This window comes from Qipengyuania nanhaisediminis (genome assembly GCF_900115585.1).
GTDB lineage: Bacteria > Pseudomonadota > Alphaproteobacteria > Sphingomonadales > Sphingomonadaceae > Qipengyuania > Qipengyuania nanhaisediminis.
In genome coordinates this window covers 596,969-621,103 of record NZ_FOWZ01000002.1, presented here as the reverse complement: position 1 = coordinate 621,103, position 24,135 = coordinate 596,969, and the positions used below count along the sequence as shown (strand labels likewise).

Below are 24,135 nucleotides of genomic sequence, written 5' to 3'. Positions count from 1 at the left end.
CATTAACTCACTTGTGGAGACGGCTGGCCCTTTTCACAGTGGAAGCACTTATGTCGAAATGACGTGCCGTGTCGGAAATGCTGGCACGGTTAGCGATCCGCCATTGCGCGACATCCTTAGGGTTGACGATCGGCTGTCGACCTAAGCTCTTCTTGCCACGGTGTGTCGTACCTCGTTCGGCAAGCGACGCTTTCGCTGCCGCGCGTCCTGCATCACAGCGCTCGAGAATTCGGTCACGCTCCATCTGTGCTATCTGAGCAAGCACAGCGACGACGAGTTCTCCAACGCCTTTGGCGATGGGGCCTATTCCGCGAACGTCTACAACAACCCCCTTGCCGATGAGGGCATGAACGTTCTTCTGTACGTCCAGCGCATCACGTCCCAGCCGATCAACCGCCGCAACGCACAAAGTGTCGCCTTCTCGTACATACTCGAGCATTGCCGAGAAACCGGGCCGGTCGGCCGCCAACGTGGCGCCGCTTACCCGCTCATCGGAAAATTCTCGATCAAAGCTTCCCCCCAATACAGCGCGCTGTGCTTCAATTGATTGATCCCGGGTGGACACACGGAAATAGGCAATGCGGCTCACTTACTTTTCCTCTTAGTTCAAAACCTACCTGCTTCCTTCTGGTCCTAGGCCAAAACCGGTACCGCTAGGTACTGACCCGGCCAGGTCTGCCTAACGACAGGTGGGTCAGAATTTGGAAGTTCTGACCTTATAGGACGAAATGCAGAAGCTAAGGCGAGAACGTCCGAAAGAAAGGATTTTTACCCAAAAGCCGACATTCCGCTAACGACCCGATTGCGGACATCTTGATAGGCTGGCTATTACAGCAAGGCCGTGTCTATAAATTAATTTATGAAGGCCTAAATTCGGCGGATGAGCACCACTTCTCGCCGCACATTTCTCGCGTCAGGCCTCGGGGCCTTAGCCCTAATACCGTTTTCGGGTTTGCGCGCATGTCTGTGGGCGGGAGATCACGCGACAATTCTTTTTCACGATCTGCCTGAAAACATACCGGCAGAACTGACTGCCACACACTTTCATCTAACTAATCAAGTCAAAGCATTTGAAGAGTGGCGAGCGCCTCGCGAATTAGACTTCAAAGAGAAGGTCAATATGCGCCACTTCAGCTTCATCGGTGTTGGCGCCGAGATCAACCCTTGGACGAATTGGCTAATCAACCTGCTGCCGGATTGGATGACCCCGAAGCGCGATTATGTTCCGGTTTTTGCCCCTACCAGCTCGTGCACAAGCAATATCCAACCGTTCGAATACGAGGTCGATATGGACATCCTGCTCGTAGGGAGAACTCTCCATTTGATCACGGGAGAGAAAGCGTTCTGCGCGGCGAGCTATCGGCCAAGGGATGGCCGATGGGATGCAGGTTTGCCGCGCACCTGACTTCTAATCTTGGGTTCGAGTTTTGGCGGTCGGATCTCGAAATATCTCAGTGTCTCCTGACCACCCACTTTGTGACAGCTTCACCCAGTTAGCGATGTGCCAGGAGCGGACCGTCGGCTAACGACCCGATTGCGGAATTTTCAGGGCCTCACTAATCAGCCCAGTACCTGAGAGAGTGATTGGCTTTGCAAAATAGTCCAAACGATAATCAACCTGCGTTCGAAACCTTTATGGAAGGCTATTGGAACCAGATGGCCGATGAGCTTTATCCAGATTTTGACGCTGGTCTATCCGACTTCAAAGACACAGAGGGTGAACGAGCATTCCGTTCTTTGAAGTTGGAGTTGCTCGCAATGCACAGAACCGGACGGTTCCCCCCACAATCCGAGATCAAAGCACATTATTCGGACTCATTCTGGAAGCGTTTTGATCGCATCGTTACCGCTGATCAAATTGAGAAGAGTCGTCTCTTGTCAGGTGGTAAATGCGCTGTCCGCTAACCACCCATCTGACGACAGTTTCACCGAGATAGCGATCTGCCAGAAGCGGACGGCCTGCTAACGAACCAATTGCGGACGTTCGAGTGGCGAACTAATGTCAGACAGGAGGCATGAATGTCGCAAGACGACCGTATGAATTCCGCTGCAAACGCTTGGGAAGCTGACCCATGGGATGCTTCCGACGAAATAGCGGACGCCCAACTCGCCGGTTTTCTAGAAAGAGCGACCAAGCCCATTCGCTGGGCATCTATAAGACAAGCTGGATCGTCGGTGTTTGGTATCGAAAGAGAAAAGCTGACGGGATACGATGTCGAGTATTATGCCACGGAGAATGGCGAAGACCTGTTGCTGATGCAGCTGGCGTGGCATGGCTTTCCCGACCCGCCAGAGTGGCGGTTGTCGAGCCGACCATCCGGCAGCGAAAATTCCTGGCAATCATGGGGTTATTTCGCCGATCTACCAGAAAACTGGCGGCTTAAACCGAACGGCAGCTGACCACCCCAGTTTATGACTGAATTGCCGAGCTTGCGCAGTGCCAGGAGCGTACGGTCAGCTAGCGACCCGATCTCCGTCATAAGTGCGGAACACTTTGATTGCTAAGAGCAGACGCTATTGGGCTGGGTCGTAATGTCGTAGAATGGGGTGAAAACGGAAATTTTTGAGAGCCAGGTTTTGCCTCCAAAATCGGTCAGCGCCTTTTGATGTGGAGCAAGGCACCATGGCCAACATCGACAACCTTCTCTTCTCCGCGCTCTAGATCAACGTGGCCATGAAAGCTGTGGTTGACGTCCTTCGGCCGCTGCCATTCGCATGGATCATTGTTGTGATCGTCGACTTCCCTTCGCTCTTCGATATTGAAATAGAGACCAGCCCTTTCCTCCGGGCGTCCATTTTCCCTCACATAAAGCGTGATCTTCCGATACCCGAATTCAACCGCCCCCTTGTCACAAGCCGGAGGAAAAACGCGGGTACGTGTCTCGGTTGCGTAAACGCCCGTGCGGACCTCTTTGCTACCCTCGACGATGGTCTCACCGTCGAGTGTGACCGTGAAATCGACCAGATAAAACGGCTGCTGCTCAGGGCTCGGAACAGGAGGAGGCGGAGCAGAAGCGGCAAGCACGAATGCAAGAAAACCGATCATTTGCGCTCCAATGTGATTTGAAAGCCCGAATAAGGCGGAAGGATCACACGCTCACCTGACTTGATGTAAAGCCTGTTGCTCATTGTCGTGATCCGGACATCAGATCGACCGTGGCAAGGGTTCCCGTTCAGCACTGAACGTTCATATTCAAAGGAAAAATCAAAGCGTTCGGGATTGGCCGCTCTAGAGTTATACGGCCGGATGTTGATCTTGAGCTTGGGCACACCAGCGTCAGCAAGAGTGTGCGATGGCGTGATCCCACCAAGGGCAGTCAGAATGATAATGCAGCCTGGATTTTCGCTGAAGCCCGACGATATCTCAATGCTATCTTGTCTTCCGTCGACTTGCCCTCTCCAGAAAAACTCCCCGTCTTTCTCGATCGTAACGCCAATTTGAATGGGTTCTTGACCCGGGTTAGTCTGTCCCCACGGCCTATGCCCAAAAGGAGCTGCTCTCATCTCTGCCTCGCTATCTTGCGCGGTCGCAGTGAAAGGTGCTGTGCAACTAAGCGCTACAAAGAGGACAAGATATCGCATCATTTGGGCGTAACCTTAAGATAAAGACCTTCATCGCCAAAGAGCGTCACTGATTGCTGCAAATCGATAGGGACCTCGCGCGCGAACGAAGTCGAATATCCCACGGTCGGAAAGCGCTTGCACGATGGAGTATCCAACCCGGTACCTTCCGGCATCCCTTTATTGGTGCGCCAGGATGCTCTTACGCTCATTAACCGCGAACGCTCGGTTTCCTCGTGTTTGCGGCGCAGAGGTGTCAGGCTCACTCTCACGCTCTGCGTTTCCGCCATACGCCGGACGTCGCGTGGCAAATCAGCTCGCCTTGCGATGCAAAATTCTTCAGCGATCAGCGGCCAAGTTCGATCATAAGTGGCATCCTCTTTGCCTGCGATTTGCAGATCAACGCGTGCAAGAATTTCGTCATCTTTGCCCATCTCAATCTGGTACGTCTTGACGTCGTTCCAAGTAAGAGATGAAGAGCCGGAATCCGATTGGAGCGACGCGCAGCTGGCTGCGAATACAGAAATACAAGAGATGAAGATTAGTCGATGCTGCAATTCGGCCTTTCCTCGCCTTGATGGGTTGTTTCCCATCGCGTTACACGCCGATGAATACCAGAGCCTTAATCAACAACAAAGTCTGAGAAATGGAGCCAATAACATTATCGGCTTCTCGCCGCAGTCCTTGCCAGCAAATGGATGAAACTGGGCCGTTTGCAGTCATGCCAGTTTGATGGCGAACGCGTCTTCTTTCTCGGGTTTCGTTTCCAGAACCGGACTTTCCGCTTCCCACCCTAGTTCTTGACGTAATCGCGGAACGCGAAAAGCACCAAAAGCGGACCGGCGGTCGCCAATCTATGTAAGGCCAATAGGCCTGAAGTTGGAATTGGGGCTCGTAAGGTCGAGCTGGTGTGAAGTGAGGGTTGTCGAACAAATGGCGCTATTGGGATAAGCGACGTACTCTGCTCTAACACCCTGTTGCCGTTCTGCCGTTTGAACCATCAAAACGCCAGATACGCCAACTAGGCTGTTATCGGAATGAGCAGAGCCCAAGGGCAGTTCGATTGGAACCGGCGAGGCCCCGACCAGCGACAAACCTTCTTTGCAATAAATTTTCGACAAAATGTGTCGTAAATCAGTCGAATAGAAATTTGCAGGCAATAGAGAGGGTTGCTAAGTCCCGCGCCCCTAGCTGGTCGCGGAGGTAAATATTGACTGATAATAGCCGAAACCTTTGGATATCAAAGGCGAAGAGCGGCGCGTTCCGTGCGGGAGCCGCTGCATCCGCTGACGAATGCCCAAATTTTGCAATCGATGGTCTTCTACCTGCGACTGGTGTCTCAATGTGGTTTGGCCCCGGGTCCACCGGGAAAACGCAACTCCTGCTTTGGATGGCCGCTAATCTTGCTTCTCCAAGCGACACCGGTCCAACGGCATGGCTCGAGAGGCCCATAAGAAAGCGAGGACACATACTTGTGCTCTCTGCGGAAGATTTGCGTGAGCACTTGTTCTCTCGCATCGGCGGGATTGCGCGGCGACTGAAATCCGAGTTCCCTCAAATTGACTGTCAGAAACTTTGCGACCGTCTTCATGTAATACCCTTCCTGAGTTTGTCAGAAGAGGAATTCTGCGAGAAGAATCCATCGCTTTACCAAGGGAAGACATCACAATGGCAAGGGTCCATGACGTTGAGCGGTATCGAAGAGTTCATCGAAGATTGGAACTCCGAAGCACCAGAAGATGACAAGATTATCGGCGTCATCATGGACTCCGCCGTATCGATGGCTGGCTTCGAGTTATCCAATAGCGAGGCTACCACGAACTTTCTATTCCGCCTCAACCGAGTCTCTGAGCGCCAAAGTGTATTCTGGGCGATTGTAGGTCACAGTCCAAAGGCAGCCGTGATCAGGGAGGGCGATCCTCTTGAGGGCGCGGTGGATCGGTTAAGAGGTGCGGCCATGTGGTCGACAAGCCCTCGCACCGTTGTTGAGTTACGATTAGCTGGCGAGACTGAGCAGCTGGGCGATCTGCAATTCTTATACCCGGATCTAGGTCGGAGAGACATCGTCATCGCTAACGTCGTCAAATCTAACTCCAAAGACGCGGATTTTAAACCGAGAGTGCTCCGACGCCTACGGGAAGGAGCCTTTGAGGATCTTACAGGCAGATTTCCCAACGTATGCGCTTCGTGGGATCCTACATTGCCCAGGGGCCAGAAGCCCCAAACATTCACATCAGCGGATAGTCAGGATGCCGTACTGACTATAATTTCAGAAATGTCTGGCGGGGGCCCCGAAGAGGAAACCATCAAGAGCCAGGATCTGGTGGCCGAATTTAAGCGGAGACAGGCTGAGTTCCCAGCTCTGCAGGACATCATCCCAGCAACAGGGGGAGAATTTAAGACGAGGCGCGGTCATCTGGCGTTCTTGTTGAAGGCTCTCGCTAATGAGGGACACATTAAGATCAATCGAGCAGGGAATCTGGAAAAGGCGAAACCCGCCGCAGCTCTAGTCCGCACTGCATAGATCAAGAGAAGAAAGAGAAATGATTTCCTGGGGGTGTGTGAAGTCACTCCCAGGAGGAAAAATTGAGTTTTCACGACAACCTACTCAGTCGCAAAAATAGATCTCGTCCGGTCGAAGCTGAAATTCAGCCAGCCACAAACGACAACGCCACTTGCGGTTCGAACGTAAAAGGGGCCGGCGCGATCGGAGAGAAGCTTTCAAGCGACAGAAATGTTTCACTCGACAGAGAGAGGCAAGAGTGGAGAAGCCAAATCGATGGACCTCCGCAGGACGCAGGCCTCGAAGATGCCCGCCCGTATAGCGTGCCAGCTTTGGCTGCCCGTTGGGAATGTTCAGAAGGGATCATTCGCGGCTTAATTCGCAACGAAACCCTCGGGCATTTTCGGATCGGAACCTTGGTTCGGATCCGGGCTAGTGAAGTGGAGCGGTTCGAATGTCGGTGAAACTTCCTTATGCGATTCAGAAACTCAGAGGCGGTTTTGCACTGGTTTGGTACGAAGGCTCGCAACGCCACCGACGCAAGCTGGATTCTCGCGACCGTAAAAGTGCAGAAGCTGAAGCCAGGCAATTATGGGCCAATGCCGACACCTCACCTTGGACAGTCGGTCGCGCCGTTACTGGTTATATTGAAGCGTTGGCAGAGGATTCGCCTCCCTCCCTGCAAAGGAGAATTGATGCGTGGAAGGCCATGAAGCCATTTTGGGAAAAAGTGCACCCAGCGCTCATCGATAAGAAAATGTGCAAGGAGTATTACGAACAACGCGGAGTCAGCGCTGCAACAGCTCGCTATGAACTTCAGCTGATATCCACTTCATTGAATTTTGCTCCCAAAGAAGCTCGCTTAGCCTCTCAAGCCGAGATTTGGATGCCTCCAAGTCCACCGCGTAAGGTGCGCCACCTGACACAAGATGAGTTCGAGCTGTTCTATAGCTCTATTAAAGCTCCGCATGTGCAGCTTTATGCACTGATCGGCCTCTACACTATGGCGCGACCATCGGCGATTTTGGAGTTGCGCTGGAAGCAGGTGAAATTCGATATGGAACAGATCGAATTCAACCAAGACGGTCGCGTACAAACCGCCAAAATTCGTCCGACAGTTCCCATCAATCCCGAACTTCTGGACGCATTGCTAGCTGCGTTTAAAGCTCGTCAGAGCGACTATGTAATTGATTATGCGGGCAAACCCATTCGAACGGTCAAGAAAGCCTTTCAAGCGGCTAGCAAACGGTATGGCAAGAAGGTTACGCCATATATGCTGCGGCATACGGGCGCTGTATGGGCAGCTGAGTCAGGCACCCCGATGTCGGAATTGGCTCAGTACATGGGCCATGATGACGATAAAACGACGCAAAAACATTATGCGCGATACTCGCCCCACTATCTGAAAAAGGTATCGAACGCAGTCCGTAGGCGGCCTCGTTAACGGTCGGAGGTTCAGAATGAACCTCCGACCCCTGTCTCAAAAGAGAGAATTTCAGGGCGAAAACCTTGGATTCCTGCTGTTTCTCGTGACGAAAATTGGTCGGGGAGAGAGGATTCGAACCTCCGGCCCCTGCCTCCCGAAGACAGTGCTCTACCAGGCTGAGCTACTCCCCGACCGGATCGGCCCGCAGTGAACAATCGCTGCGGGTGCGAAGCAGGCGCGCCCTATAGGTGTGGATTGCGGCACACGCAAGCAGGCATTTTGCCGAAAATCGGGATAGGGCTTCCGCCGTGTCACATCAGCATTACGAACAGCAATATCTCGACCTCATGCGCCGCATCTGGCGCGAAGGCGACGAACGTCGCGATCGCACGGGCGTCGGCACGCGATCCGTGTTCGGTGCGATGCTGCGCTTCGACCTTGCCGATGGCGCGATGCCGCTGATTACCACCAAGCGCGTTTACTGGAAAACTGCCACGCGCGAGATGCTGTGGTTCCTCACCGGGGACACCAACATCCGCCCCCTGGTGCAGCAGGGCGTGAAGATCTGGAACGAGTGGCCGCACGCCAAATATGTGAAGGCCACCGGGCAGGATATTCCGGTAGAGGACTTTGCCCAGCGCATTGCGGACGATGAGGACTTTGCCGCGAAATGGGGCGATCTTGGCCCGGTCTATGGCAAGCAATGGGTCGACTGGCCGGTCTACACTCCCACGGGCGATGGCAGCTATGCCCGCACCGGCAGCGTCAACCAGGTCGCCGAGGTCGTCGAATCGCTTAAGGCAAATCCGGGCAGCCGACGCCACATCATCGAAGGATGGAACGTCGCCGAACTCGATTCGATGGCGCTGCCACCCTGTCACAAAACCTACCAGTTCCATGTCGCAGGCGACCGGCTGAACTGCCTGCTGTATCAGCGCAGCTGCGACGTCGCGCTGGGCCTCCCGTTCAACCTGTGGTCGGCGGCCCTGTTACAGCGAATGATCGCGCAGCAGGTCGACCTCGAACCAGGCGAACTCGTCTGGACCGGAGGGGATACGCACCTTTACCTCAATCACGAGCACCTGGTGGAAGAGCAGCTGTCGCGGGAACCGCAAGGGCATCCGACCTTTGAGATTCTGCGGCGTCCGGCCTCGATCTTCGACTATCGCATTGAGGATTTCGCGGTTCACGACTACACGCCGCACGGGCCCATCAAGGCGCCCGTCGCAGTGTGATCCGGCTCTCACTTGACCGTTTCACTCCTGTGAAATAAAATAACGCGCAAGCGTAAGATTGCGTCTGGAGAGAGTTTATGGCCGAACGGCCCCCCGCCGAGGGAGATCGGAATGCCGCGAGCGCGGGCGACAACCGCCCTGCGCTTTCGCTCCATGTCCCCGAACCCAAGTACCGCCCCGGCGATGCGGTCGATTTTTCGCACATCCAGGTGCCCGAGGCGGGTGCCCAGGCACGGCCGGACGAAACCGTTGATCCGAAGGACATGCTCGACCTCGCGCATGACCTGATCCGCGTGCTGGGAGACGATAACAAGGCGCACGGTCCCTGGGATCCCAAGCTCGATCCCGAGACCTTGCGCACGATGCTTGGCCACATGGCCATGACACGCGCATTCGACGAGCGCATGTTCCGCGGCCAGCGCCAGGGCAAGACCAGCTTCTATATGAAGTGCACCGGCGAGGAGGCGACCAGCGTGTCTGCCTCGATGGCGCTTGCCGCGGACGACATGATCTTCCCCAGCTATCGTCAGCAGGGCATCCTGATCCAGCGCGGCTATCCGATGATCGAGATGATCAACCAGATCTACTCGAACCGGGGCGACAAGCTGAAAGGCCGCCAGCTGCCGATCATGTATTCCAGCCGCGAACACAGTTTCTTCTCGATCTCGGGCAATCTCGCAACGCAGACCCCGCAGGCGGTCGGCTGGGCGATGGCTAGCGCGATCAAGGGCGACAGCCGCATCGCCGCCACTTGGGTGGGCGAGGGGAGTACGGCGGAAGGCGATTTCCATTCCGCCTGCCTGTTCGCGACCGTCTATAACGCGCCGGTCATCCTCAACGTCGTCAACAACCAGTGGGCGATTTCCAGCTTCAGCGGCTTTGCCGGGGCAGAGCGTTCGACCTTCGCAGCGCGCGGGGTGGGCTATGGCATCGCATCGCTGCGCGTGGACGGTAATGACCCGCTCGCCTGCTATGCGGCGGAGCAATGGGCCGCCAATCGCGCCCGCGCCAATGCCGGGCCGACGCTGATCGAGTTCTTCTCCTATCGCGCGGAAGGCCATTCGACCTCCGACGATCCGAGCGGCTATCGCAGCGCGCAGGAGCGCGAGGAATGGCCGCTGGGCGATCCTGTCATGCGCCTCAAGAACCACCTCATCGCCATCGGCGAGTGGGACGAGGAGCGTCAGGAAAAGATGGACCTCGAGGCGGCGGAATACGTCAAGAAGGTCACCAAGGAAGCGGAAGCCAACGGCATCCTCGGCCATGGCCTGCACCATCCGTTCCGCACCATGTTCGAAGACGTCTTCGAAGAGCTGCCCTGGCACCTCCAGGAACAGAGCGAACAGGCGATCCGCGAACGCGAGGCCAAATTCCCCGAAGGACTCCCGAACGGAGGGAAGGGCGCATGAGCGACACGCAAACCAAGACTGCGCCTGCTTCGGAAGAGGGCACTGAACGCCGCCTCAACATGATCGAGGCGATCAACGAAGCGCTCGACGTGACCATGTCGCGCGACGACAATATCGTCGTGATGGGCGAGGATGTCGGCTATTTCGGCGGGGTTTTCCGCTGTACCGCCGGCCTCCAGGAGAAATACGGCAAGAGCCGGGTCTTCGACACGCCGATTTCCGAATGCGGCATCATCGCTGCTGCCGTCGGTATGGGCGCATACGGCCTGCGCCCCGTGCCCGAAATCCAGTTCGCCGATTATATCTACCCCGGTCTCGACCAGCTGATCTCCGAAGCGGCGCGCCTGCGCTATCGTTCGGCAGGCGAATATACTTCGCCGATGACGGTCCGCAGTCCTTTCGGCGGCGGCATCTTCGGCGGTCAGACTCACAGCCAGAGCCCGGAAGCGATTTTCGCCCACGTGTCAGGCCTGAAAACGGTCATCCCGGCCACGCCTTACGATGCGAAGGGCCTATTGATATCCTGCATCGAGGACAATGACCCTGTCATCTTCTTCGAGCCGAAGCGCATCTATAACGGCCCGTTTTCCGGCTATTACGACAAGCCCGTGCAGCCGTGGAAGAAGTTCGATGCGAGCATCGTGCCCGAAGGCCGCTACACAATCCCGCTGGGCAAGGCGCGGCACGCGACAGAGGGCGAGGAACTCACCATCCTCGCCTACGGCACGATGGTTCACGTGGTCGAAGCGGTCTGCGCAGAGAAGGGCATCGAGGCCGACATCCTCGACCTTCGCACGATCGTCCCGCTCGACATCGAAGCGATCGAGGAAAGCGTGAAGAAGACCGGCCGCTGCCTGATCGTCCACGAGGCGACCCGCACCGCCGGTTTCGGCGCGGAACTCTCGGCGCTGGTGACCGAACGCTGCTTCTACCATCTCGAAGCCCCTGTCGAACGCGTGACCGGCTTCGACACACCCTATCCCCACAGCCTCGAATGGGCCTATTTCCCCGGCCCGATCCGCATCGGCGAGGCCCTCGACAAGATTCTGGCGGAGTAACCGCAATGGCAAAGTTCGTATTCAACATGCCCGACATCGGCGAAGGCATTGCCGAGGCGGAAATCGTCCAGTGGCACAAGAAGGTCGGCGACACGGTTCGTGAGGACGAGGAATTCGTCGACATGATGACCGACAAGGCGACCGTCCCGATGGAAAGCCCAGTAGACGGCAAGATCGTGGAGATCGCCGGTGAAGAAGGCGACATGGTTTCGATCGGCTCGATGCTCGTCGTGATCGAGGTCGAAGGCGAAGTGCCCGAAGATGTTGCTGAAGACGTCGAACCTGCGCCTGCTCCGAAGGCTGAGAAGGTCGAAGAGCGCATCGAGGTGGAAACCTCCGACGCGAGCGATGCCGACGATGCGATGGCGGCCGATCCCAGCCCGCCGCCGGCTCCGACACCGACGCCCGCGCCCGAACCTGCTCCGGCACCTTCGGCGAAGGTTCTCGCCACGCCTGCCGTGCGCAAGCGCGCAAAGGACCTCGGCGTCGACCTCTCGCAGGTGAAGCCTGCCGAAGATGGCCGCGTGCGTCACGGCGATCTCGACCAGTTCCTGTCCTATAACTCCGGCTATTCTGCCGCAGCGCCGACCCGCGAGGACGAGGAAAAGAAGGTCATCGGGATGCGCCGCCGCATCGCCGAGAACATGGCGGCTTCCAAGCGCAACATCCCGCACTTCTCTTATGTCGAGGAAGTGGACGTCACCGATCTGGAAGTCCTGCGTGCGCAGCTGAACACCAATCGCGGTGACAAGCCGAAACTCACGATCCTGCCGCTGCTGATCACGGCTATCTGCAAGACCTTGCCGCAATTCCCGATGATCAACGCCCGCTATGACGACGAAGCGGGTGTGGTGACGCGGTTCGGTGCGGTCAACATGGGCATGGCGGCACAGACCGACGGGGGCCTCATGGTGCCGGTCATCAAGAATGCCCAGGGCATGAACCTGTGGCAGCTCGCCAACGAAATTTCGCGGCTTGCAGAGGCGGCCCGCAACGGCACGGCCAAGAAGGAAGAGATGGAGGACGGCACGCTCACCGTGACGTCTCTCGGCCCGCTTGGCGGCGTGGCGACCACACCGGTCATCAACCGGCCGCAGGTCGCGATCATCGGACCGAACCGGATCATCGAACGCCCGATGTATGTCAGCGACGGTGCGGGCGGCGAACGGATCGAGAAGCGCAAGCTGATGAACATTTCGATCAGCTGCGATCACCGGGTCGTCGATGGTTACGATGCGGCGAGTTTCGTCCAGGAGCTCAAGAAGCTCCTCGAAACGCCTGCATTAATCCTGGTCGACTGATCAGGGCGCGGGCGCCTGGTAACAGTCGTACTGGATATCGATCGCCGATTTCGCGACCAGCGCGCCGCTTCCAAGCAGCGCCAGCGATGCGGCGAGTAATGCGCCCTGCAACATGCGACTTCCCCCGTTACCCCACGTGGAAATGCGTGGGTCACTGTCGCGCGCGAGTGGTTACTTTCGGGTAAATTGCACCGCGGGAAAAAGAAGCGAAAAAAGGCGAGAAAACTGCATTGACAGGAATCGGACCGCCGCCTAGATGCGCGGCTCCCAAGAGGCACAGCGCCTAGATGCGCGGGTGTAGCTCAGTTGGTTAGAGTATCGGCCTGTCACGCCGAGGGTCGCGGGTTCGAGTCCCGTCACTCGCGCCACTTGGGACATTCTTCGAATGATGAATGCGAAAGCGGGGCTTCGGCCTCGCTTTTTCGTTTGGGCCTATCGAGCCGCTGCGCCTTCGCGAAGGCGGCGCAGGTTCTCCTCGTGCCCGCGCTTGTCGATCTTGTAGCGCGTGACGAAGAACAAGGCCCCGAGATAGAGCACCAGCAAGGATGGGGCGTACCAGGCGCCCAATTGCCACACGGTATCCGTGTCGACAGTGCCGGGGTCCGCACCTTCGGGGAAGCCGATACCGGACAGGATCAGACCCGCGGCCAGCACGCCGAGGCCTTGCGTGGTTTTCCGCGTGAAGGTCATCGCGGCGTAATAGACGCCCTCCGACCGCCGGCCGGTTTTCACCTGGTTCGCCTCGACCAGGTCGGCGATCATTGAGAAGGATACCGCCTGGACGGCAATGATCAGCGCCAGATCGATGACATTGACGCCAAGGACGATCGGGAACAGCAGCGGATCGCCGTTTTCGGGCATCATTCCCACGAGACGCAACAGGACGGGGGCGGGCTGGATTGTGAAAGCAAGCAGGCCGAGCACGATGACCGCCGGCTTCTTGCCAATTTTGCGCGTGGCCCAGGGTGCCAGCAGGAAGCCGAACAGGGCCGACAGGACCACCGTGCAGGTCCACAGGAAGATCTGGTAGGACGAGAATTCCCAGAAATAGGTCAGCAGCAGGTAGTTCAGCGAGGCCGCAAGTCCCGTCGCGATGGCGAAAAGCACGGTCGCGAAAAACAGTGCGATGAAGCTCTTCTCGCTCAGCGTCTCGATCATCTCGCGGAAGATCCGGCCGACGCTGTATCTCTCGGACCGGGTTACGGGGCGATGCAGGTGCGGGATGCGGCTGTGCGTGCCGACTGTGGAGATCATGATGAAGATAAAGATCATCGCACTGCCGATCATGCCGTAGGTGGCGTAGGCATCCCGATCGAGGAGCCCTTGCGGGCCCGTCAGCAGCGCACCGAACATGATCACGCTCATCAAGGCGCCGAAGGTCCAGCCGAAGAACAGGCGATAGGATTGGAGGCTCGTGCGTTCTTCGTAATCGGTCGTGAGCTCTGGGATCAGCGCCGAACTCGGCGTCTCGTAAAAGGTGATGAAGGTGCGGATCAGGATCGCGAGGCTGGTGAGGTAAAGGAACAGCGAGGTCTGGCCCATTTCGGGCGGGTTCCACAGCAGGAAATAGCTCAGCGCCACCGGTATCGCGGCCGCATACATGAACGGGTGTCGCCGTCCCCAGCGCGATTGCAGATTGTCGGACCAGTAGCCGACCAGCGGGTCCGATATTGCGTCGAATACCAATGCGATGAGGATGGCGAGGCCGACCAGTGAAGGCTCCAGCCCGATGACCGTGCCGTAAAAAATCAGCAGGAAATAGTCGAAGCCGTTATTCTTGATGCCGAATGCCGCGGCTCCGGAACCATGCGCCAGCTTCAGCCAGACCGGCATCTTCTCGCTCGCGTCGACGGGCACTGCCGTCGCCGTTGTCTCTTGCGTCAAGGGGCTCTCCTCCCGTTACGGGGAGGGTAGGGCACTCGGGCGTGAGGTCAATCTTTCTCGGGCGGGACCGTCCAGCGGCCGGTTTCCATCCAGATGAGGAAACGTCGCAAGGGCATCAGCCAGATCAGGCCGAGGAAGAGATATATCGCGGTCTGTACCAGCGCGTTCCAGTCACCGATCAGGCCGGGCAGGTAGCGCGCGATCAGGATGCCGTAGACTAGCAGGGCAAGCAGAAGGCCGAGCAATCCGACAGAGATGCGCCAGGTGGGTTCGTCTCTCATGCGAAGGGTCCGTAGAAGCGAGTCGTGGTGACGATAGCGTCGAGGCGTGCGTCGTGTTCCTCGACAGGCAGGCTGTCGACGCGCTGGCAGTCCCAGGCGAGGCCGATCGTGCGGGTGTCCGGATGTGCCGCCAACCAGCGGTCGTAATGGCCACCGCCCTGGCCGAGCCGCTCACCGGTTTCGGTGAAGCCTATGAGGGGCACGATCAATACGTCGGGCTGCAGAACAGGTGCGTCGGCGAAGGGCTGGAGCAGGCCAAAGGGGCCGACTTCCAGGTCTTCTTCGTCGAACGGGTCGGAATGGCGGGCAAATTCCATCGGTGCATTGCTGCTGGCAAACCGCGGCAACGCGATTTCGTGGCCCCTGTCGAGAAAGAACTTGGCGTAGGATGCCGCAGGTGCCTCGCACGGGTTTGCCCGGTACAGGCCGATCGTCGCACCTTCGGGGAGGAGTTCCAGCAAAGGGGCGGGCGGACGGTGGAAGACAAGCGCACGCATGCTGTCGGGCAACGCGGCGACCTGATCGCGGCGCGCGGTCCGCAAATGCTTGCGAAGTTCGTCTTTGGTCAAATACCCACCTGCTTTCCCGGACCAGTATTTTTAGCGCCCATCCGCGCTCAAGCAGCGAAGCGGTAGCGCAACAAATCAGGTGACGGGACCGCCATGGGTCGTTGCCGGAAAATCCTCTGACGCCTTCACGTCAGGTGGGCGCCATATATCCAGATCGCCAGGACGAACCCGCCAATCCGGTAGGGACGGCTCCCTTGGATTGCTTATAGCCTCAGGGATGTTCATGCGGCTCGTGCCGGGCAGCCCCGTCGCCGCCTATTTAGGAGGCCGCAGGTCCACCCTCAAGGGCCGATGCAGCGTTTTCGAATGCAGTGGCCAGGCGCTCCAGGCGCGCGGCAATGGCATCGCCCTGTCCGGCATCGGTATTCGCCGAAGCAGGCGAAGCTTCCACGGGTGCTTTCTTGCCCGCCTCGTCCACTTCGTCCGCCAGCATCAGTGCAGCGAACAGGAGATTCTTCGCCTCGTTCGCGGTGAGGTTTCCGCCCATGGCCTTGAGCTTGGCGTCGACCATGCCGGCGAGATGTTCAACATGCTGTTCCTGCCCGTCTGCGCAGGAGACGGTGTAGGAGCGTTCGCCGACGGTCAGCTTGACGTCGCTCATCGCTCCATCTCCGCGATCAGCGTGTCGAGTTCGGCAAGGCTGGCGCTTACTTGGTTGCGCAGTGCGTCATGCTTCGCGGCGAGATCGCCGGATTGCCCCGGACTGCCTGCAAGAGCGGCCTGCGTCTCGATTCGCGCGAGCGCTTTTTCAATCCTGTCGATGGCAGATAAGATGCGCGCTTCGCTCATGGCGGGAAGAAATACCAAGATTGGCGTTGCAGCGCAAAGGTTTGCACCGTGCTGTTGATAAATCGCTCCAAAACCGGGCGGCGGGGCATCTCTGGCGCACCGAGGTTGACCTCGCGCGCGGCGTTCGCGAAGGGTGCGCGCGCGTCGAATCGACCCCTCTCGCGGAGATACAAAGCATGACAATCGACACTGCCCGCATGGTCCAGATGGCCAACGCCATCAGGGCTCTTTCGATGGATGCGGTGCAGGCGGCGAATTCGGGACACCCCGGCATGCCGATGGGCATGGCCGATGCCGCCACCGTGCTGTGGTCGGAATACCTCCGCCACGATCCCAAGGCGCCCGACTGGGCAGACCGCGACCGTTTCGTGCTGTCGGCGGGTCACGGGTCGATGCTGATCTACTCGCTGCTCCACCTTGCCGGGTACGAACAGCCCAAGATCGAAGACATCCGCAATTTCCGCCAGATCGGCAGCCCCTGCGCCGGACACCCGGAAAACTTCCTGCTGCCGGGCGTGGAATGCACCACCGGCCCGCTGGGCCAGGGCCTGGCGATGGCAGTCGGCATGGCCATTGCCGAGCGTCACCTCAACTCCGCCTTCGGCAATGCGCTGGTCGATCACAAAACCTGGGTGATCGCGGGCGACGGCTGCCTCATGGAAGGCATCAACCACGAAGCGATCGGTATCGCCGGCCATCTCAAGCTGGGCCGGATGAACGTGCTGTGGGACGACAACAATATCACCATCGACGGTTCGACCGACCTGTCGACCAGCGAAGACATCAAGGCCCGCTACGAAGCGACCGGCTGGCACGTCACCACCTGTAATGGCCACGATTTCGACGATATCCGCCGCGCGCTGGACGAAGCGCAGGCCGACGAACGCCCCTCGCTGATCGCCTGCAAGACGGTCATCGGCAAGGGTGCTCCGACCAAGCAGGGCACCAGCGCAACGCATGGTGCGCCGCTTGGCGATGAAGAGATTGCAGCTGCGCGCGAAGTGCTGGGCTGGGATGCCAAGGCCTTCGAAATTCCCGAGCAGGTCTATGCCGACTGGCGTGCGAAGAACGCCGACCATGCCAAGGCCCGCGACGAATGGCAGGATCGCCTCAATGCGAGCGGCCAGCGCAAGGAATTCGAACGCCGCATGGCTGGCGACCTGCCCGAAAGCTTCAGCCTCGATAATTACATCCAGAAGCTGATGGCCGAACCGCAGAAGGTCGCCACCCGCAAGGCCAGCGAAATGGCGCTGGCGCAGATCAACGGAAAGCTTACCGAAACCATCGGCGGCAGCGCCGACCTCACCGGTTCGAACAACACCAAGGCAGGCGGGATCGGCCCGCTCACGGCTGACGATTACTCGGGCCGCTACATCTATTACGGCATTCGCGAATTCGGCATGGCCGCAGCGATGAACGGCATGGCGCTGCATGGCGGCGTGATTCCTTACGGCGGCACCTTCTTGGTCTTCACCGATTATTGTCGCGCAGCGATCCGCCTGTCGGCCCTGCAGCAGACCCGCGCGATCTATGTCATGACCCATGACAGTATCGGCCTTGGCGAAGACGGCCCGACGCACCAGCCGATCGAGCATGTGCAGAGCCTTCGCATGATCCCGAACCTGCTCGTCATGCGTCCGGCGGACGTCGTCGAAACGGCGGAGTGCTGGGAAATCGCGCTGCGCGAAAAGGACCGCCCGACGGTCCTGGCACTGACGCGTCAAGGCCTGCCGCAGCTACGCAATGCACCCGATGAAACGGACATGTGTTCGAAGGGCGCATATCGCCTCAAGAAATCGAGCAACGCCCACAAGGTCACGCTGGTGGCCAGCGGTTCGGAAGTGCACGTCGCTCTCGAATGCGCAGAGCGGCTTGAGAAGGAAGGCATCGGCGCCAGCGTGGTTTCAATTGTCTGCACCCAGCTCTTCGACGAGCAGTCCGCAGACTATCGCGCCGACATGATCCCGGCGAACACGCTGCGCGTCAGCGTCGAGGCGGGCACCACCTTCGGGTGGGAACGCTACACCGGGACGGACGGCCTCAACATCGGCATCGACCGCTTCGGCGCATCGGCACCGGCTGGCGATCTCTTCAAGAAATTCGGTCTCACGGCGGACGATATCGTTCCGCAAATCATGAACAAATTAAACGGTTAAGCAGGAGCTTTTCGCATGGCTACCAAGGTTGCAATCAACGGTTTCGGACGCATCGGTCGCCTGGTGGCGCGCGCTATCCTGGAGCGTGACGATCACGATCTCGACCTCGTGTCGATCAACGATCTGGCCGACACCAAGTCGAATGCCCTGCTGTTCCAGTACGACAGCACGCACGGCCGTTTCCCCGGCACGGTGGAAGTCGGCGACAATGCCATCATCGTGAACGGCAAGTCGATTGCCGTTACTTCCGAGCGCGAACCCGGCAAGCTGCCGCATGGCGAACAGGGCGTCGACATCGTCCTCGAATGCACCGGCTTCTTCCAGTCCGACGAAGCCTGCCGTCCGCACCTCGACGCAGGCGCGAAGCGTGTCCTGATTTCGGCCCCGGCGAAGGGCGTTTCGGCAACCATTGTCTACGGCGTGAACCACGATGTCCTGACCGCCGAAGACGTGATCGTCTCGAACGCCAGCTGCACCACCAACTGTCTCTCGCCGATGGCCAAGGTGCTGCACGATACCGTCGGCATCGAGCGCGGTTTCATGACCACGATCCACAGCTACACCAATGACCAGCGCATGCTCGACCAGATGCATGGCGACATGCGCCGTGCCCGCGGCGGTGCGCAGAACATGATCCCGACCACCACCGGCGCTGCCCGCGCGGTCGGCCTGGTCCTGCCGGAACTCGCCGGCAAGCTCGACGGCAGCTCGGTCCGTGTGCCGACGCCGAACGTCAGCCTTGTCGACCTCGTCTTCACGCCGGGCCGCGACACCAGCGCGGAAGAACTGAACGCAGCCCTCAAGGCCGCTGCCGAAGGTCCGATGAAAGGCGTTCTCGACTACACCGACCAGCCGCTCGTCTCGAGCGACTTCAACCACTATCCCGCAAGCTCGACTATCGACAGCCTCGAAACCAGCGTCATGGAAGGCAAGCTGGCCCGCGTGGTTTCGTGGTATGACAACGAGTGGGGCTTCTCCAATCGCATGATCGACACCGCCGGTGTCATGGCGAAGTTCCTCTAAGGAACGCGATGATGGCCAGCTTCAGGACCCTCGACGACCTCGGCGACATTGCAGGCAAGGTCGCGCTCGTGCGCGTCGATCTCAACCTGCCGATGAAGGACGGCTCCGCTACCGACGTGACGCGCGTCGAGGCGGTCAAGCCGACCATTCTCGAACTGACCGAGAAGGGCGCGAAGGTCCTGCTGCTGGCTCATTACGGCCGTCCCAAGGGGCAGCGCCATTCGACCATGTCGACCAGCTTCGTGCAAGGCGACGTGGAAGAAGTGCTGGGCAAGGAGATCATGTTCATCCCCGAGGTCATGGGCCCGGTGGTCGAACAGTCGATCGGCATCTTGCGCAATGGCGATATCGGCCTGCTGGACAATGTCCGATTCTGGCCGGGCGAAGAAGCCAACGATTCCGAATTTGCCAAGGGCATTGCCGCCCACGGCGACTTCTACGTCAACGACGCTTTTTCTGCCGCGCACCGCGCCCATGCCTCGACCGAGGGACTGGCGCATCATCTTCCGGCCTATGCGGGACGCGCGATGGAGGCCGAACTCAAGGCCCTCGACGCCGCGCTCGGCAACCCGGAAACGCCGGTCGCAGCAGTGGTGGGCGGGGCCAAGGTCTCGACCAAGCTCGACGTTCTCGAAAATCTGGTCGGCCGCGTCCAGCACCTGATCATCGGCGGCGGCATGGCCAATACTTTCCTCGCCGCGCGCGGTGTGGATGTCGGCAAGTCGCTGTGCGAACATGATCTGACGGCTACCGCGAACAAGATCATGGACACGGCCGATCACGCCGGTTGCACCGTGCACCTGCCCTACGATGTCGTGGTGGCGAAGGAATTTGCGGCGAACCCCGCATCGCTGCGGACCTGCAACGTCCACGAGGTCGGCCCGGACGAGATGATCCTCGATGTCGGCCCGCAGGCGGTCGAAGCCTTGGGCGATGTGCTCAAGACCTGCCGCACGCTGGTGTGGAACGGCCCGCTTGGGGCCTTCGAGACTGAGCCTTTCGATGCAGCGACCGTTGCGCTCGCGCGCACCGCTGCTGCACTGACGCAGGACGGTTCGCTCACCTCGGTCGCAGGCGGGGGCGACACCGTCGCAGCGCTTGCCCATGCCGGGGTGAAGGACGATTTTACCTTCGTTTCGACCGCAGGCGGCGCTTTCCTCGAATGGATGGAAGGCAAGGACCTTCCCGGCGTCGCTGCGCTGACGGCCTAGCGGTATTCGGGGTTTGGCGCGTCGAAGCGGCGGCCCTCGTTCCACAGATCGACCGAATTGCCGTGGCAGGGGACGCCGCCTGCGTCCTTCAGCATGCGCGCCATGTGCATCAGGTTCCAGGTCATGAAGGTCGTGTTGCGCTTGGTGAAGTCGTTGTCGAAACCGACATAGCCCGATCCGTCTTCCTTCGCGTCGCCATAGCTCGGACCGGGCCCTGCCTCGCCGATCCAGCCCGCATCGGCTTGCGGCGGGATAGTGTAGCCGACGTGCTGCAATGAATAGAGCACGCCCATGCCGACGTGCTTGATCCCGTCTTCATTGCCGGTGACGATGCAGCCCCCGACCTTGCCGTAGAAGATATACTGACCCCGATCGTTGCGCTGGCCGGAGTGGGCATAAAGCCTTTCGATGAGGCGCTGGCAGACGGATGATTTCTCGCCCAGCCAGATCGGCGTGCCGATCACCAGAATATCGGCGGCCTCGACCTTCTCCCAGATTGCCGGCCAGTCGTCATTCGGTGCGCCATGCTCCGTCATGTCGGGATAGACGCCCGGCGCGATGTCATGATCGACCAGTCTTACCTGCTCGAGCGAGACGTCGTTTCGCACCAGGATCGTCTCGACCACGCCAAGCAGCTTCTCCGTGTGCGAGCCGTCGGGCGATCGCTTCAGCGTACAGTTGATCGTCAGCGCCTTGAGATCGGAAAAGTCCGTCTTGTTCTCGGCGCACAGGCGCTCTTGCGTATCGTCCAGCATTGTCTCTCCTTTGCCACTATTACGAACGAGGGCGGGTAAAGTTACCGGCAGGGCGTTGCGGCAGGGCGAAGCCCTTTGTATGGGCCGCGCATACCTATGCATGCACCAGCGAGGACGGACATGAATTTCGAGGAAATGACGGCGAAAATGCGCGACGGACAGGGCTTTATCGCGGCTCTCGACCAGTCGGGCGGTTCCACTCCCAAGGCGCTCCGGGCCTATGGCGTGGAAGACGGCGAGTGGGACGGCGATGACGAGATGTTCGCCAAGATCCACGAAATGCGCTGCCGGATCGTCGATTCCCCGTCCTTCTCGAATGGCAAGGTGATCGGTGCGATCCTGTTCGAAAAGACCATGGAAGGCTGCAACGCCGAAGGTTCGCCCATTCCCGAACTTTTGAGCCGCCGCGGCGTGGTCCCTTTCCTCAAGGTCGACAAGGGCATGCACGACGTCGAGAACGGCGCGCAGCTGATGAAGCCGATCCCCGAACTCGAAGCGATGTGCAAGCGCGCCAAGGAACTGGGCGTCTTCGGCACGAAAATGCGTTCGGTCATCCACGAAGCGAACCGCGAAGGCGTCGCTGCCAACGTCGCGCAGCAGATGGATTACGGCCTCGAAATCCTGTCCTTCGGTCTCGTTCCGATCCTCGAGCCGGAAGTCAGCCTCGACAGCGTCAGCCGTCCGCAGGCCGAAGCCCTGCTGCTGTCCAACATGCTCGACCAGCTGGAGCGCGTTCCGGAAGGCAAGCAGGTCATGCTCAAGCTCACCATCCCGAGCGAGCCGAACCTCTACAAGCCGCTGATCGACCATCCCAAGGTGCTGCGCGTGGTGGCACTGTCGGGCGGTTACAGCCGCGAGGACGCCTGCCGTGAACTGGCGAAGAACGACGGCATGATCGCCAGTTTCAGCCGCGCGCTTCTCGAAGTGCTTCAGGCCAAGATGGACGACCAGCAGTTCGACCAGGCGCTGGGCAATGCGATAGACGAGATCGCCTGCGCCAGCACCGGCGCCTGATCCGATAGACGATCTGCTTGGCCTATCGGTCATGCGGCGATAGAGCGCGTTGGATGACCGAAACACCGTGCCAGCTTTACCTGATCTCCCCGCTCGAAACGGGCGGGGATTTTCCCCAGCGTCTCGAACGGGCGCTCGATGCCGGCAAGGGCGTCGTGACCGCGTTCCAGTTCCGCGTGAAGGGACTGGACCAGCACGATGCCGCCGCATTGGCAGAGCCGCTGCAGGAAATCTGCGCGGCGCGTGAAGTCGCGTTCATCGTCAATGACGACATAGCGCTCGCCAAGCGGCTCCGCGTCGATGGCGTCCATTTGGGGCAGGGCGATGGCGACCCGCGCGAGGCGCGCGAAGAATTGGGCCGCGACGCGCAGATCGGCGTGACCTGCCATGGCTCTCGCCACCTTGCCTTGGAAGCGGGCGAAGCCGGTGCAGACTACGTCGCATTCGGAGCCTTCTTCCCCAGCACGACCAAGGAAACCGAGCACACGGCGGGCACGGACCTGCTCGAATGGTGGCACGAGATGGTCGAAATCCCCTCGGTCGCGATCGGCGGCATCACGCCTGCCAATTGCAAGCCCCTGATCGAGGCCGGCGCAGACTTCCTGGCCGTGTCGGGCGCGGTCTGGTCGGGCGATGAAGTCGAGGCAGTTCAAGCCTTTGCGGAGCAAATCGCCGCTGCGTGAGTTGTAACTTCCGAAAGGGGCGGTCTGCGCCCCGTTTTTGGGGAGCACTCATGCGCCAATTCCTGTTTATCGCCGCCTCGTCCCTCGCTCTTGCCGCCTGCGGCATGGATGGTGCGGAGGACGACACCGATACGAACACCGCTTCGGCAGAGACCCGGTCCGCGCCCGACCAGGGCTACGAGACCTATAGCGACGACAATTACGCCGACAGCATGGCATCGAACGACGATGCGAGCGACACGTCAGGCAATTCCGACGCGCAGATCGAAGATCCCGAAGATCGTCCCGTAATGCAGGCACAGGTCGTGCTCGACCGGATCGGTTTCGGTCCCGGCGTGATCGACGGCAAGATGGGCATGAGCACCGAGAACGCTCTGACCGGCTTCCAGGAAGCGAACGACCTCGAAGTGACCGGCAAGCTCGACGAAAAGACCAAGAGCGCCCTTGCCGAATGGGACCGCATTCCCGCTACGCGTGTCGTGACGATCCCGGCCAGCTGGGGCGATATCGAATTCAAGGAAATTCCCGAAGACACGGCCAAGAAGGCCGAGATGGAAAACCTCGGTTACACCTCGCTCGACGAGAAGCTGGCCGAGCGTTTCCACACCACGGTCGAGGTGCTGCGCCAGCTTAACCCCAACGGTCGTCCTGCGGGTGCTTCGGATACGGACCAGTCGAACACGAATGATGCAGAGGCCGATGCGCCCCCGACCAAGCGTCCCGGCGATGGCTATTTCCGCGCAGGCCAGCAAATCCGCGTTCCGAATATCGGCGGCGACGCGATCGAGCCGGGTGCGATCACCGACAAGGGCTGGCAGCAGACGCTGGCCGCGCTCGGCGTCGGTAGCGACCAGCCCGAGGTCGATCGCATTGTCGTGAGCAAGTCCGAAGATACGCTCAAGGCGTACCAGGGCGACAAGCTGGTCGCCATGTTCACCGTCAGCTCCGGCTCCAGCCAGTTCCCTCTGCCGATCGGCGAATGGGATATCCTGGGTGAAGCCTATAACCCGCCATATTCCTACGATCCCGAGGTGCTTGGCGAAGGTGAGGGCGAAACCTTCCAGCTTCCCCCCGGTCCCAATGGCCCGGTGGGTGTCGTGTGGATCGACCTGTCGAAGGAACACTATGGCATCCACGGCACGCCGGAGCCGGAAACCATCGGCCGCGCGCAGAGCAGCGGCTGTGTTCGCCTGACCAATTGGGACGCTGCTCGGCTTGCGCGAATGGTGTCGCCGTCGACACAGGTGATATTCGAAGCCTGATCGGCTAGGGAGGGG

The 24,135-nt window shown here is 59.4% G+C and carries 26 protein-coding genes and 2 tRNA genes; 17 read left to right on the top strand and 11 right to left on the bottom strand.

The features are described from left to right. Nucleotides 1–7 precede the first annotated feature (7 nt). Nucleotides 8–589, bottom strand: coding sequence for a recombinase family protein (locus BM173_RS08660; RefSeq protein WP_090480033.1), 582 nt, complete (start codon nucleotides 587–589; stop codon nucleotides 8–10). Between the two features lie 291 nt (nucleotides 590–880). Here BM173_RS08660 and BM173_RS14440 point away from each other — a divergent pair, with 291 nt between their 5' ends. From BM173_RS14440 to BM173_RS14435, 3 genes are all read left to right on the top strand, one after another. Then, complete coding sequence (locus tag BM173_RS14440; RefSeq protein WP_143089607.1) at nucleotides 881–1,405, top strand: hypothetical protein; 525 nt, start codon at nucleotides 881–883, stop codon at nucleotides 1,403–1,405. Nucleotides 1,406–1,584: 179 nt separating this feature from the next. Then, nucleotides 1,585–1,905, top strand: coding sequence for a hypothetical protein (locus BM173_RS14680; RefSeq protein ID WP_218152634.1), 321 nt, complete (start codon nucleotides 1,585–1,587; stop codon nucleotides 1,903–1,905). 114 nt (nucleotides 1,906–2,019) lie between these two features. Continuing rightward, nucleotides 2,020–2,400 carry a hypothetical protein gene (locus BM173_RS14435; protein WP_143089606.1) on the top strand — a complete coding sequence of 127 codons (381 nt, stop codon included), beginning with the start codon at nucleotides 2,020–2,022 and terminating at the stop codon, nucleotides 2,398–2,400. 193 nt (nucleotides 2,401–2,593) lie between these two features. Here BM173_RS14435 and BM173_RS08640 read toward each other — a convergent pair whose 3' ends face one another. The 3 genes from BM173_RS08640 to BM173_RS08630 are packed head-to-tail and all read right to left on the bottom strand — an operon-like array spanning nucleotide 2,594 to nucleotide 3,995. Beyond that, a complete protein-coding gene (locus BM173_RS08640) occupies nucleotides 2,594–3,046 on the bottom strand; it encodes a hypothetical protein (protein ID WP_090480021.1) in 453 nt (150 codons plus the stop codon). Continuing rightward, entirely contained in the window at nucleotides 3,043–3,585 is a 543-nt protein-coding gene (locus BM173_RS08635) for a hypothetical protein (protein ID WP_090480018.1), read from the bottom strand. Before BM173_RS08635 ends, BM173_RS08640 begins: the two co-directional genes overlap by 4 nt. Next, a complete protein-coding gene (locus tag BM173_RS08630; protein ID WP_090480015.1) occupies nucleotides 3,582–3,995 on the bottom strand; it encodes a hypothetical protein in 414 nt (137 codons plus the stop codon). Before BM173_RS08630 ends, BM173_RS08635 begins: the two co-directional genes overlap by 4 nt. A 776-nt stretch (nucleotides 3,996–4,771) precedes the next feature. Here BM173_RS08630 and BM173_RS08625 point away from each other — a divergent pair. The 3 genes from BM173_RS08625 (at nucleotide 4,772) to BM173_RS08620 (ending at nucleotide 7,508) form a co-directional block, all read left to right on the top strand. Continuing rightward, nucleotides 4,772–6,085: an AAA family ATPase gene (locus BM173_RS08625; RefSeq protein WP_177201846.1), complete on the top strand. Its 1,314-nt coding sequence runs from the start codon at nucleotides 4,772–4,774 to the stop codon at nucleotides 6,083–6,085. Between the two features lie 62 nt (nucleotides 6,086–6,147). Continuing rightward, nucleotides 6,148–6,528, top strand: a complete 381-nt coding sequence (locus BM173_RS14430) for a MerR family transcriptional regulator (protein WP_143089604.1) — start codon at nucleotides 6,148–6,150, stop codon at nucleotides 6,526–6,528. Next, entirely contained in the window at nucleotides 6,519–7,508 is a 990-nt protein-coding gene (locus tag BM173_RS08620; RefSeq protein WP_090480010.1) for a tyrosine-type recombinase/integrase, read from the top strand. Before BM173_RS14430 ends, BM173_RS08620 begins: the two co-directional genes overlap by 10 nt. 96 nt (nucleotides 7,509–7,604) lie before the next feature. Here the strand turns inward: BM173_RS08620 and BM173_RS08615 are convergent. Then, nucleotides 7,605–7,681 (bottom strand) — tRNA-Pro (locus BM173_RS08615). A gap of 117 nt (nucleotides 7,682–7,798) precedes the next feature. Here BM173_RS08615 and thyA point away from each other — a divergent pair. From thyA to BM173_RS08590, 5 genes are all read left to right on the top strand, one after another. Further along, nucleotides 7,799–8,725: a thymidylate synthase gene (gene thyA, locus BM173_RS08610; protein ID WP_090480008.1), complete on the top strand. Its 927-nt coding sequence runs from the start codon at nucleotides 7,799–7,801 to the stop codon at nucleotides 8,723–8,725. A 77-nt stretch (nucleotides 8,726–8,802) separates the two neighbouring features. Continuing rightward, nucleotides 8,803–10,134 carry a 3-methyl-2-oxobutanoate dehydrogenase (2-methylpropanoyl-transferring) subunit alpha gene (locus BM173_RS08605; protein WP_090480005.1) on the top strand — a complete coding sequence of 444 codons (1,332 nt, stop codon included), beginning with the start codon at nucleotides 8,803–8,805 and terminating at the stop codon, nucleotides 10,132–10,134. Then, nucleotides 10,131–11,192 carry an alpha-ketoacid dehydrogenase subunit beta gene (locus tag BM173_RS08600; RefSeq protein WP_090480002.1) on the top strand — a complete coding sequence of 354 codons (1,062 nt, stop codon included), beginning with the start codon at nucleotides 10,131–10,133 and terminating at the stop codon, nucleotides 11,190–11,192. The genes BM173_RS08605 and BM173_RS08600 overlap by 4 nt, the downstream gene beginning before the upstream one ends. Nucleotides 11,193–11,197: 5 nt before the next feature. Continuing rightward, on the top strand, nucleotides 11,198–12,493 hold the full coding sequence (locus BM173_RS08595) for a dihydrolipoamide acetyltransferase family protein (protein WP_090480000.1): 1,296 nt from the start codon (nucleotides 11,198–11,200) through the stop codon (nucleotides 12,491–12,493). A gap of 291 nt (nucleotides 12,494–12,784) precedes the next feature. Continuing rightward, a tRNA-Asp gene (locus BM173_RS08590) sits at nucleotides 12,785–12,861 on the top strand. 64 nt (nucleotides 12,862–12,925) lie between these two features. Here BM173_RS08590 and BM173_RS08585 read toward each other — a convergent pair. From BM173_RS08585 to BM173_RS08565, 5 genes are all read right to left on the bottom strand, one after another. Further along, on the bottom strand, nucleotides 12,926–14,377 hold the full coding sequence (locus tag BM173_RS08585) for an MFS transporter (protein ID WP_245755827.1): 1,452 nt from the start codon (nucleotides 14,375–14,377) through the stop codon (nucleotides 12,926–12,928). A 47-nt stretch (nucleotides 14,378–14,424) separates the two neighbouring features. Continuing rightward, nucleotides 14,425–14,658 (bottom strand): DUF2842 domain-containing protein, encoded by a 234-nt coding sequence (locus BM173_RS08580; protein ID WP_090479997.1) that lies wholly within the window; start codon nucleotides 14,656–14,658, stop codon nucleotides 14,425–14,427. Next, nucleotides 14,655–15,227: a 5-formyltetrahydrofolate cyclo-ligase gene (locus BM173_RS08575; RefSeq protein WP_090479994.1), complete on the bottom strand. Its 573-nt coding sequence runs from the start codon at nucleotides 15,225–15,227 to the stop codon at nucleotides 14,655–14,657. Before BM173_RS08575 ends, BM173_RS08580 begins: the two co-directional genes overlap by 4 nt. A 259-nt stretch (nucleotides 15,228–15,486) precedes the next feature. Beyond that, nucleotides 15,487–15,828 carry a cell division protein ZapA gene (locus tag BM173_RS08570; protein WP_090479991.1) on the bottom strand — a complete coding sequence of 114 codons (342 nt, stop codon included), beginning with the start codon at nucleotides 15,826–15,828 and terminating at the stop codon, nucleotides 15,487–15,489. Continuing rightward, on the bottom strand, nucleotides 15,825–16,016 hold the full coding sequence (locus BM173_RS08565; protein WP_090479988.1) for a hypothetical protein: 192 nt from the start codon (nucleotides 16,014–16,016) through the stop codon (nucleotides 15,825–15,827). The genes BM173_RS08570 and BM173_RS08565 overlap by 4 nt, the downstream gene beginning before the upstream one ends. A 176-nt stretch (nucleotides 16,017–16,192) precedes the next feature. Between BM173_RS08565 and tkt the strand changes: the two genes are divergently transcribed. The 3 genes from tkt to BM173_RS08550 are packed head-to-tail and all read left to right on the top strand — an operon-like array spanning nucleotide 16,193 to nucleotide 20,406. Next, on the top strand, nucleotides 16,193–18,172 hold the full coding sequence (tkt, locus tag BM173_RS08560; RefSeq protein ID WP_090480338.1) for a transketolase: 1,980 nt from the start codon (nucleotides 16,193–16,195) through the stop codon (nucleotides 18,170–18,172). Nucleotides 18,173–18,187: 15 nt separating this feature from the next. Further along, on the top strand, nucleotides 18,188–19,195 hold the full coding sequence (gene gap / locus BM173_RS08555) for a type I glyceraldehyde-3-phosphate dehydrogenase (protein WP_090479986.1): 1,008 nt from the start codon (nucleotides 18,188–18,190) through the stop codon (nucleotides 19,193–19,195). An 11-nt stretch (nucleotides 19,196–19,206) separates the two neighbouring features. Beyond that, entirely contained in the window at nucleotides 19,207–20,406 is a 1,200-nt protein-coding gene (locus BM173_RS08550) for a phosphoglycerate kinase (RefSeq protein WP_090480334.1), read from the top strand. On the opposite strand, the gene BM173_RS08545 is transcribed toward BM173_RS08550, so the two are convergent. After that, nucleotides 20,403–21,161 carry a flavodoxin family protein gene (locus tag BM173_RS08545; RefSeq protein ID WP_090479983.1) on the bottom strand — a complete coding sequence of 253 codons (759 nt, stop codon included), beginning with the start codon at nucleotides 21,159–21,161 and terminating at the stop codon, nucleotides 20,403–20,405. The genes BM173_RS08550 and BM173_RS08545 overlap by 4 nt on opposite strands. A 120-nt stretch (nucleotides 21,162–21,281) precedes the next feature. Between BM173_RS08545 and BM173_RS08540 the strand changes: the two genes are divergently transcribed. Genes BM173_RS08540 through BM173_RS08530 form a run of 3 tightly spaced genes read left to right on the top strand, consistent with a single transcriptional unit; the run spans nucleotide 21,282 to nucleotide 24,120 of the window. Then, complete coding sequence (locus tag BM173_RS08540; RefSeq protein WP_090479980.1) at nucleotides 21,282–22,175, top strand: fructose bisphosphate aldolase; 894 nt, start codon at nucleotides 21,282–21,284, stop codon at nucleotides 22,173–22,175. Between the two features lie 53 nt (nucleotides 22,176–22,228). After that, nucleotides 22,229–22,858, top strand: a complete 630-nt coding sequence (thiE, locus tag BM173_RS08535; RefSeq protein WP_090479976.1) for a thiamine phosphate synthase — start codon at nucleotides 22,229–22,231, stop codon at nucleotides 22,856–22,858. Between the two features lie 50 nt (nucleotides 22,859–22,908). Continuing rightward, on the top strand, nucleotides 22,909–24,120 hold the full coding sequence (locus BM173_RS08530; protein ID WP_245755826.1) for a L,D-transpeptidase family protein: 1,212 nt from the start codon (nucleotides 22,909–22,911) through the stop codon (nucleotides 24,118–24,120). Nucleotides 24,121–24,135 lie beyond the last annotated feature (15 nt).

Coding starts and splice junctions, on each gene's coding strand:
- BM173_RS14440 (WP_143089607.1), top strand. CDS start 881: ATGAGCACCACTTCTCGCCGCACATTTCTCGCGTCAGGCCTCGGGGCC.
- BM173_RS14435 (WP_143089606.1), top strand. CDS start 2,020: ATGTCGCAAGACGACCGTATGAATTCCGCTGCAAACGCTTGGGAAGCT.
- BM173_RS08640 (WP_090480021.1), bottom strand. CDS start 3,046: ATGATCGGTTTTCTTGCATTCGTGCTTGCCGCTTCTGCTCCGCCTCCT.
- BM173_RS08635 (WP_090480018.1), bottom strand. CDS start 3,585: ATGATGCGATATCTTGTCCTCTTTGTAGCGCTTAGTTGCACAGCACCT.
- BM173_RS08630 (WP_090480015.1), bottom strand. CDS start 3,995: ATGGGCAAAGATGACGAAATTCTTGCACGCGTTGATCTGCAAATCGCA.
- BM173_RS08620 (WP_090480010.1), top strand. CDS start 6,519: ATGTCGGTGAAACTTCCTTATGCGATTCAGAAACTCAGAGGCGGTTTT.
- BM173_RS08605 (WP_090480005.1), top strand. CDS start 8,803: ATGGCCGAACGGCCCCCCGCCGAGGGAGATCGGAATGCCGCGAGCGCG.
- BM173_RS08600 (WP_090480002.1), top strand. CDS start 10,131: ATGAGCGACACGCAAACCAAGACTGCGCCTGCTTCGGAAGAGGGCACT.
- BM173_RS08595 (WP_090480000.1), top strand. CDS start 11,198: ATGGCAAAGTTCGTATTCAACATGCCCGACATCGGCGAAGGCATTGCC.
- BM173_RS08580 (WP_090479997.1), bottom strand. CDS start 14,658: ATGAGAGACGAACCCACCTGGCGCATCTCTGTCGGATTGCTCGGCCTT.
- BM173_RS08570 (WP_090479991.1), bottom strand. CDS start 15,828: ATGAGCGACGTCAAGCTGACCGTCGGCGAACGCTCCTACACCGTCTCC.
- BM173_RS08565 (WP_090479988.1), bottom strand. CDS start 16,016: ATGAGCGAAGCGCGCATCTTATCTGCCATCGACAGGATTGAAAAAGCG.
- tkt (WP_090480338.1), top strand. CDS start 16,193: ATGACAATCGACACTGCCCGCATGGTCCAGATGGCCAACGCCATCAGG.
- gap (WP_090479986.1), top strand. CDS start 18,188: ATGGCTACCAAGGTTGCAATCAACGGTTTCGGACGCATCGGTCGCCTG.
- BM173_RS08550 (WP_090480334.1), top strand. CDS start 19,207: ATGGCCAGCTTCAGGACCCTCGACGACCTCGGCGACATTGCAGGCAAG.
- BM173_RS08545 (WP_090479983.1), bottom strand. CDS start 21,161: ATGCTGGACGATACGCAAGAGCGCCTGTGCGCCGAGAACAAGACGGAC.
- BM173_RS08540 (WP_090479980.1), top strand. CDS start 21,282: ATGAATTTCGAGGAAATGACGGCGAAAATGCGCGACGGACAGGGCTTT.
- thiE (WP_090479976.1), top strand. CDS start 22,229: ATGACCGAAACACCGTGCCAGCTTTACCTGATCTCCCCGCTCGAAACG.
- BM173_RS08530 (WP_245755826.1), top strand. CDS start 22,909: ATGCGCCAATTCCTGTTTATCGCCGCCTCGTCCCTCGCTCTTGCCGCC.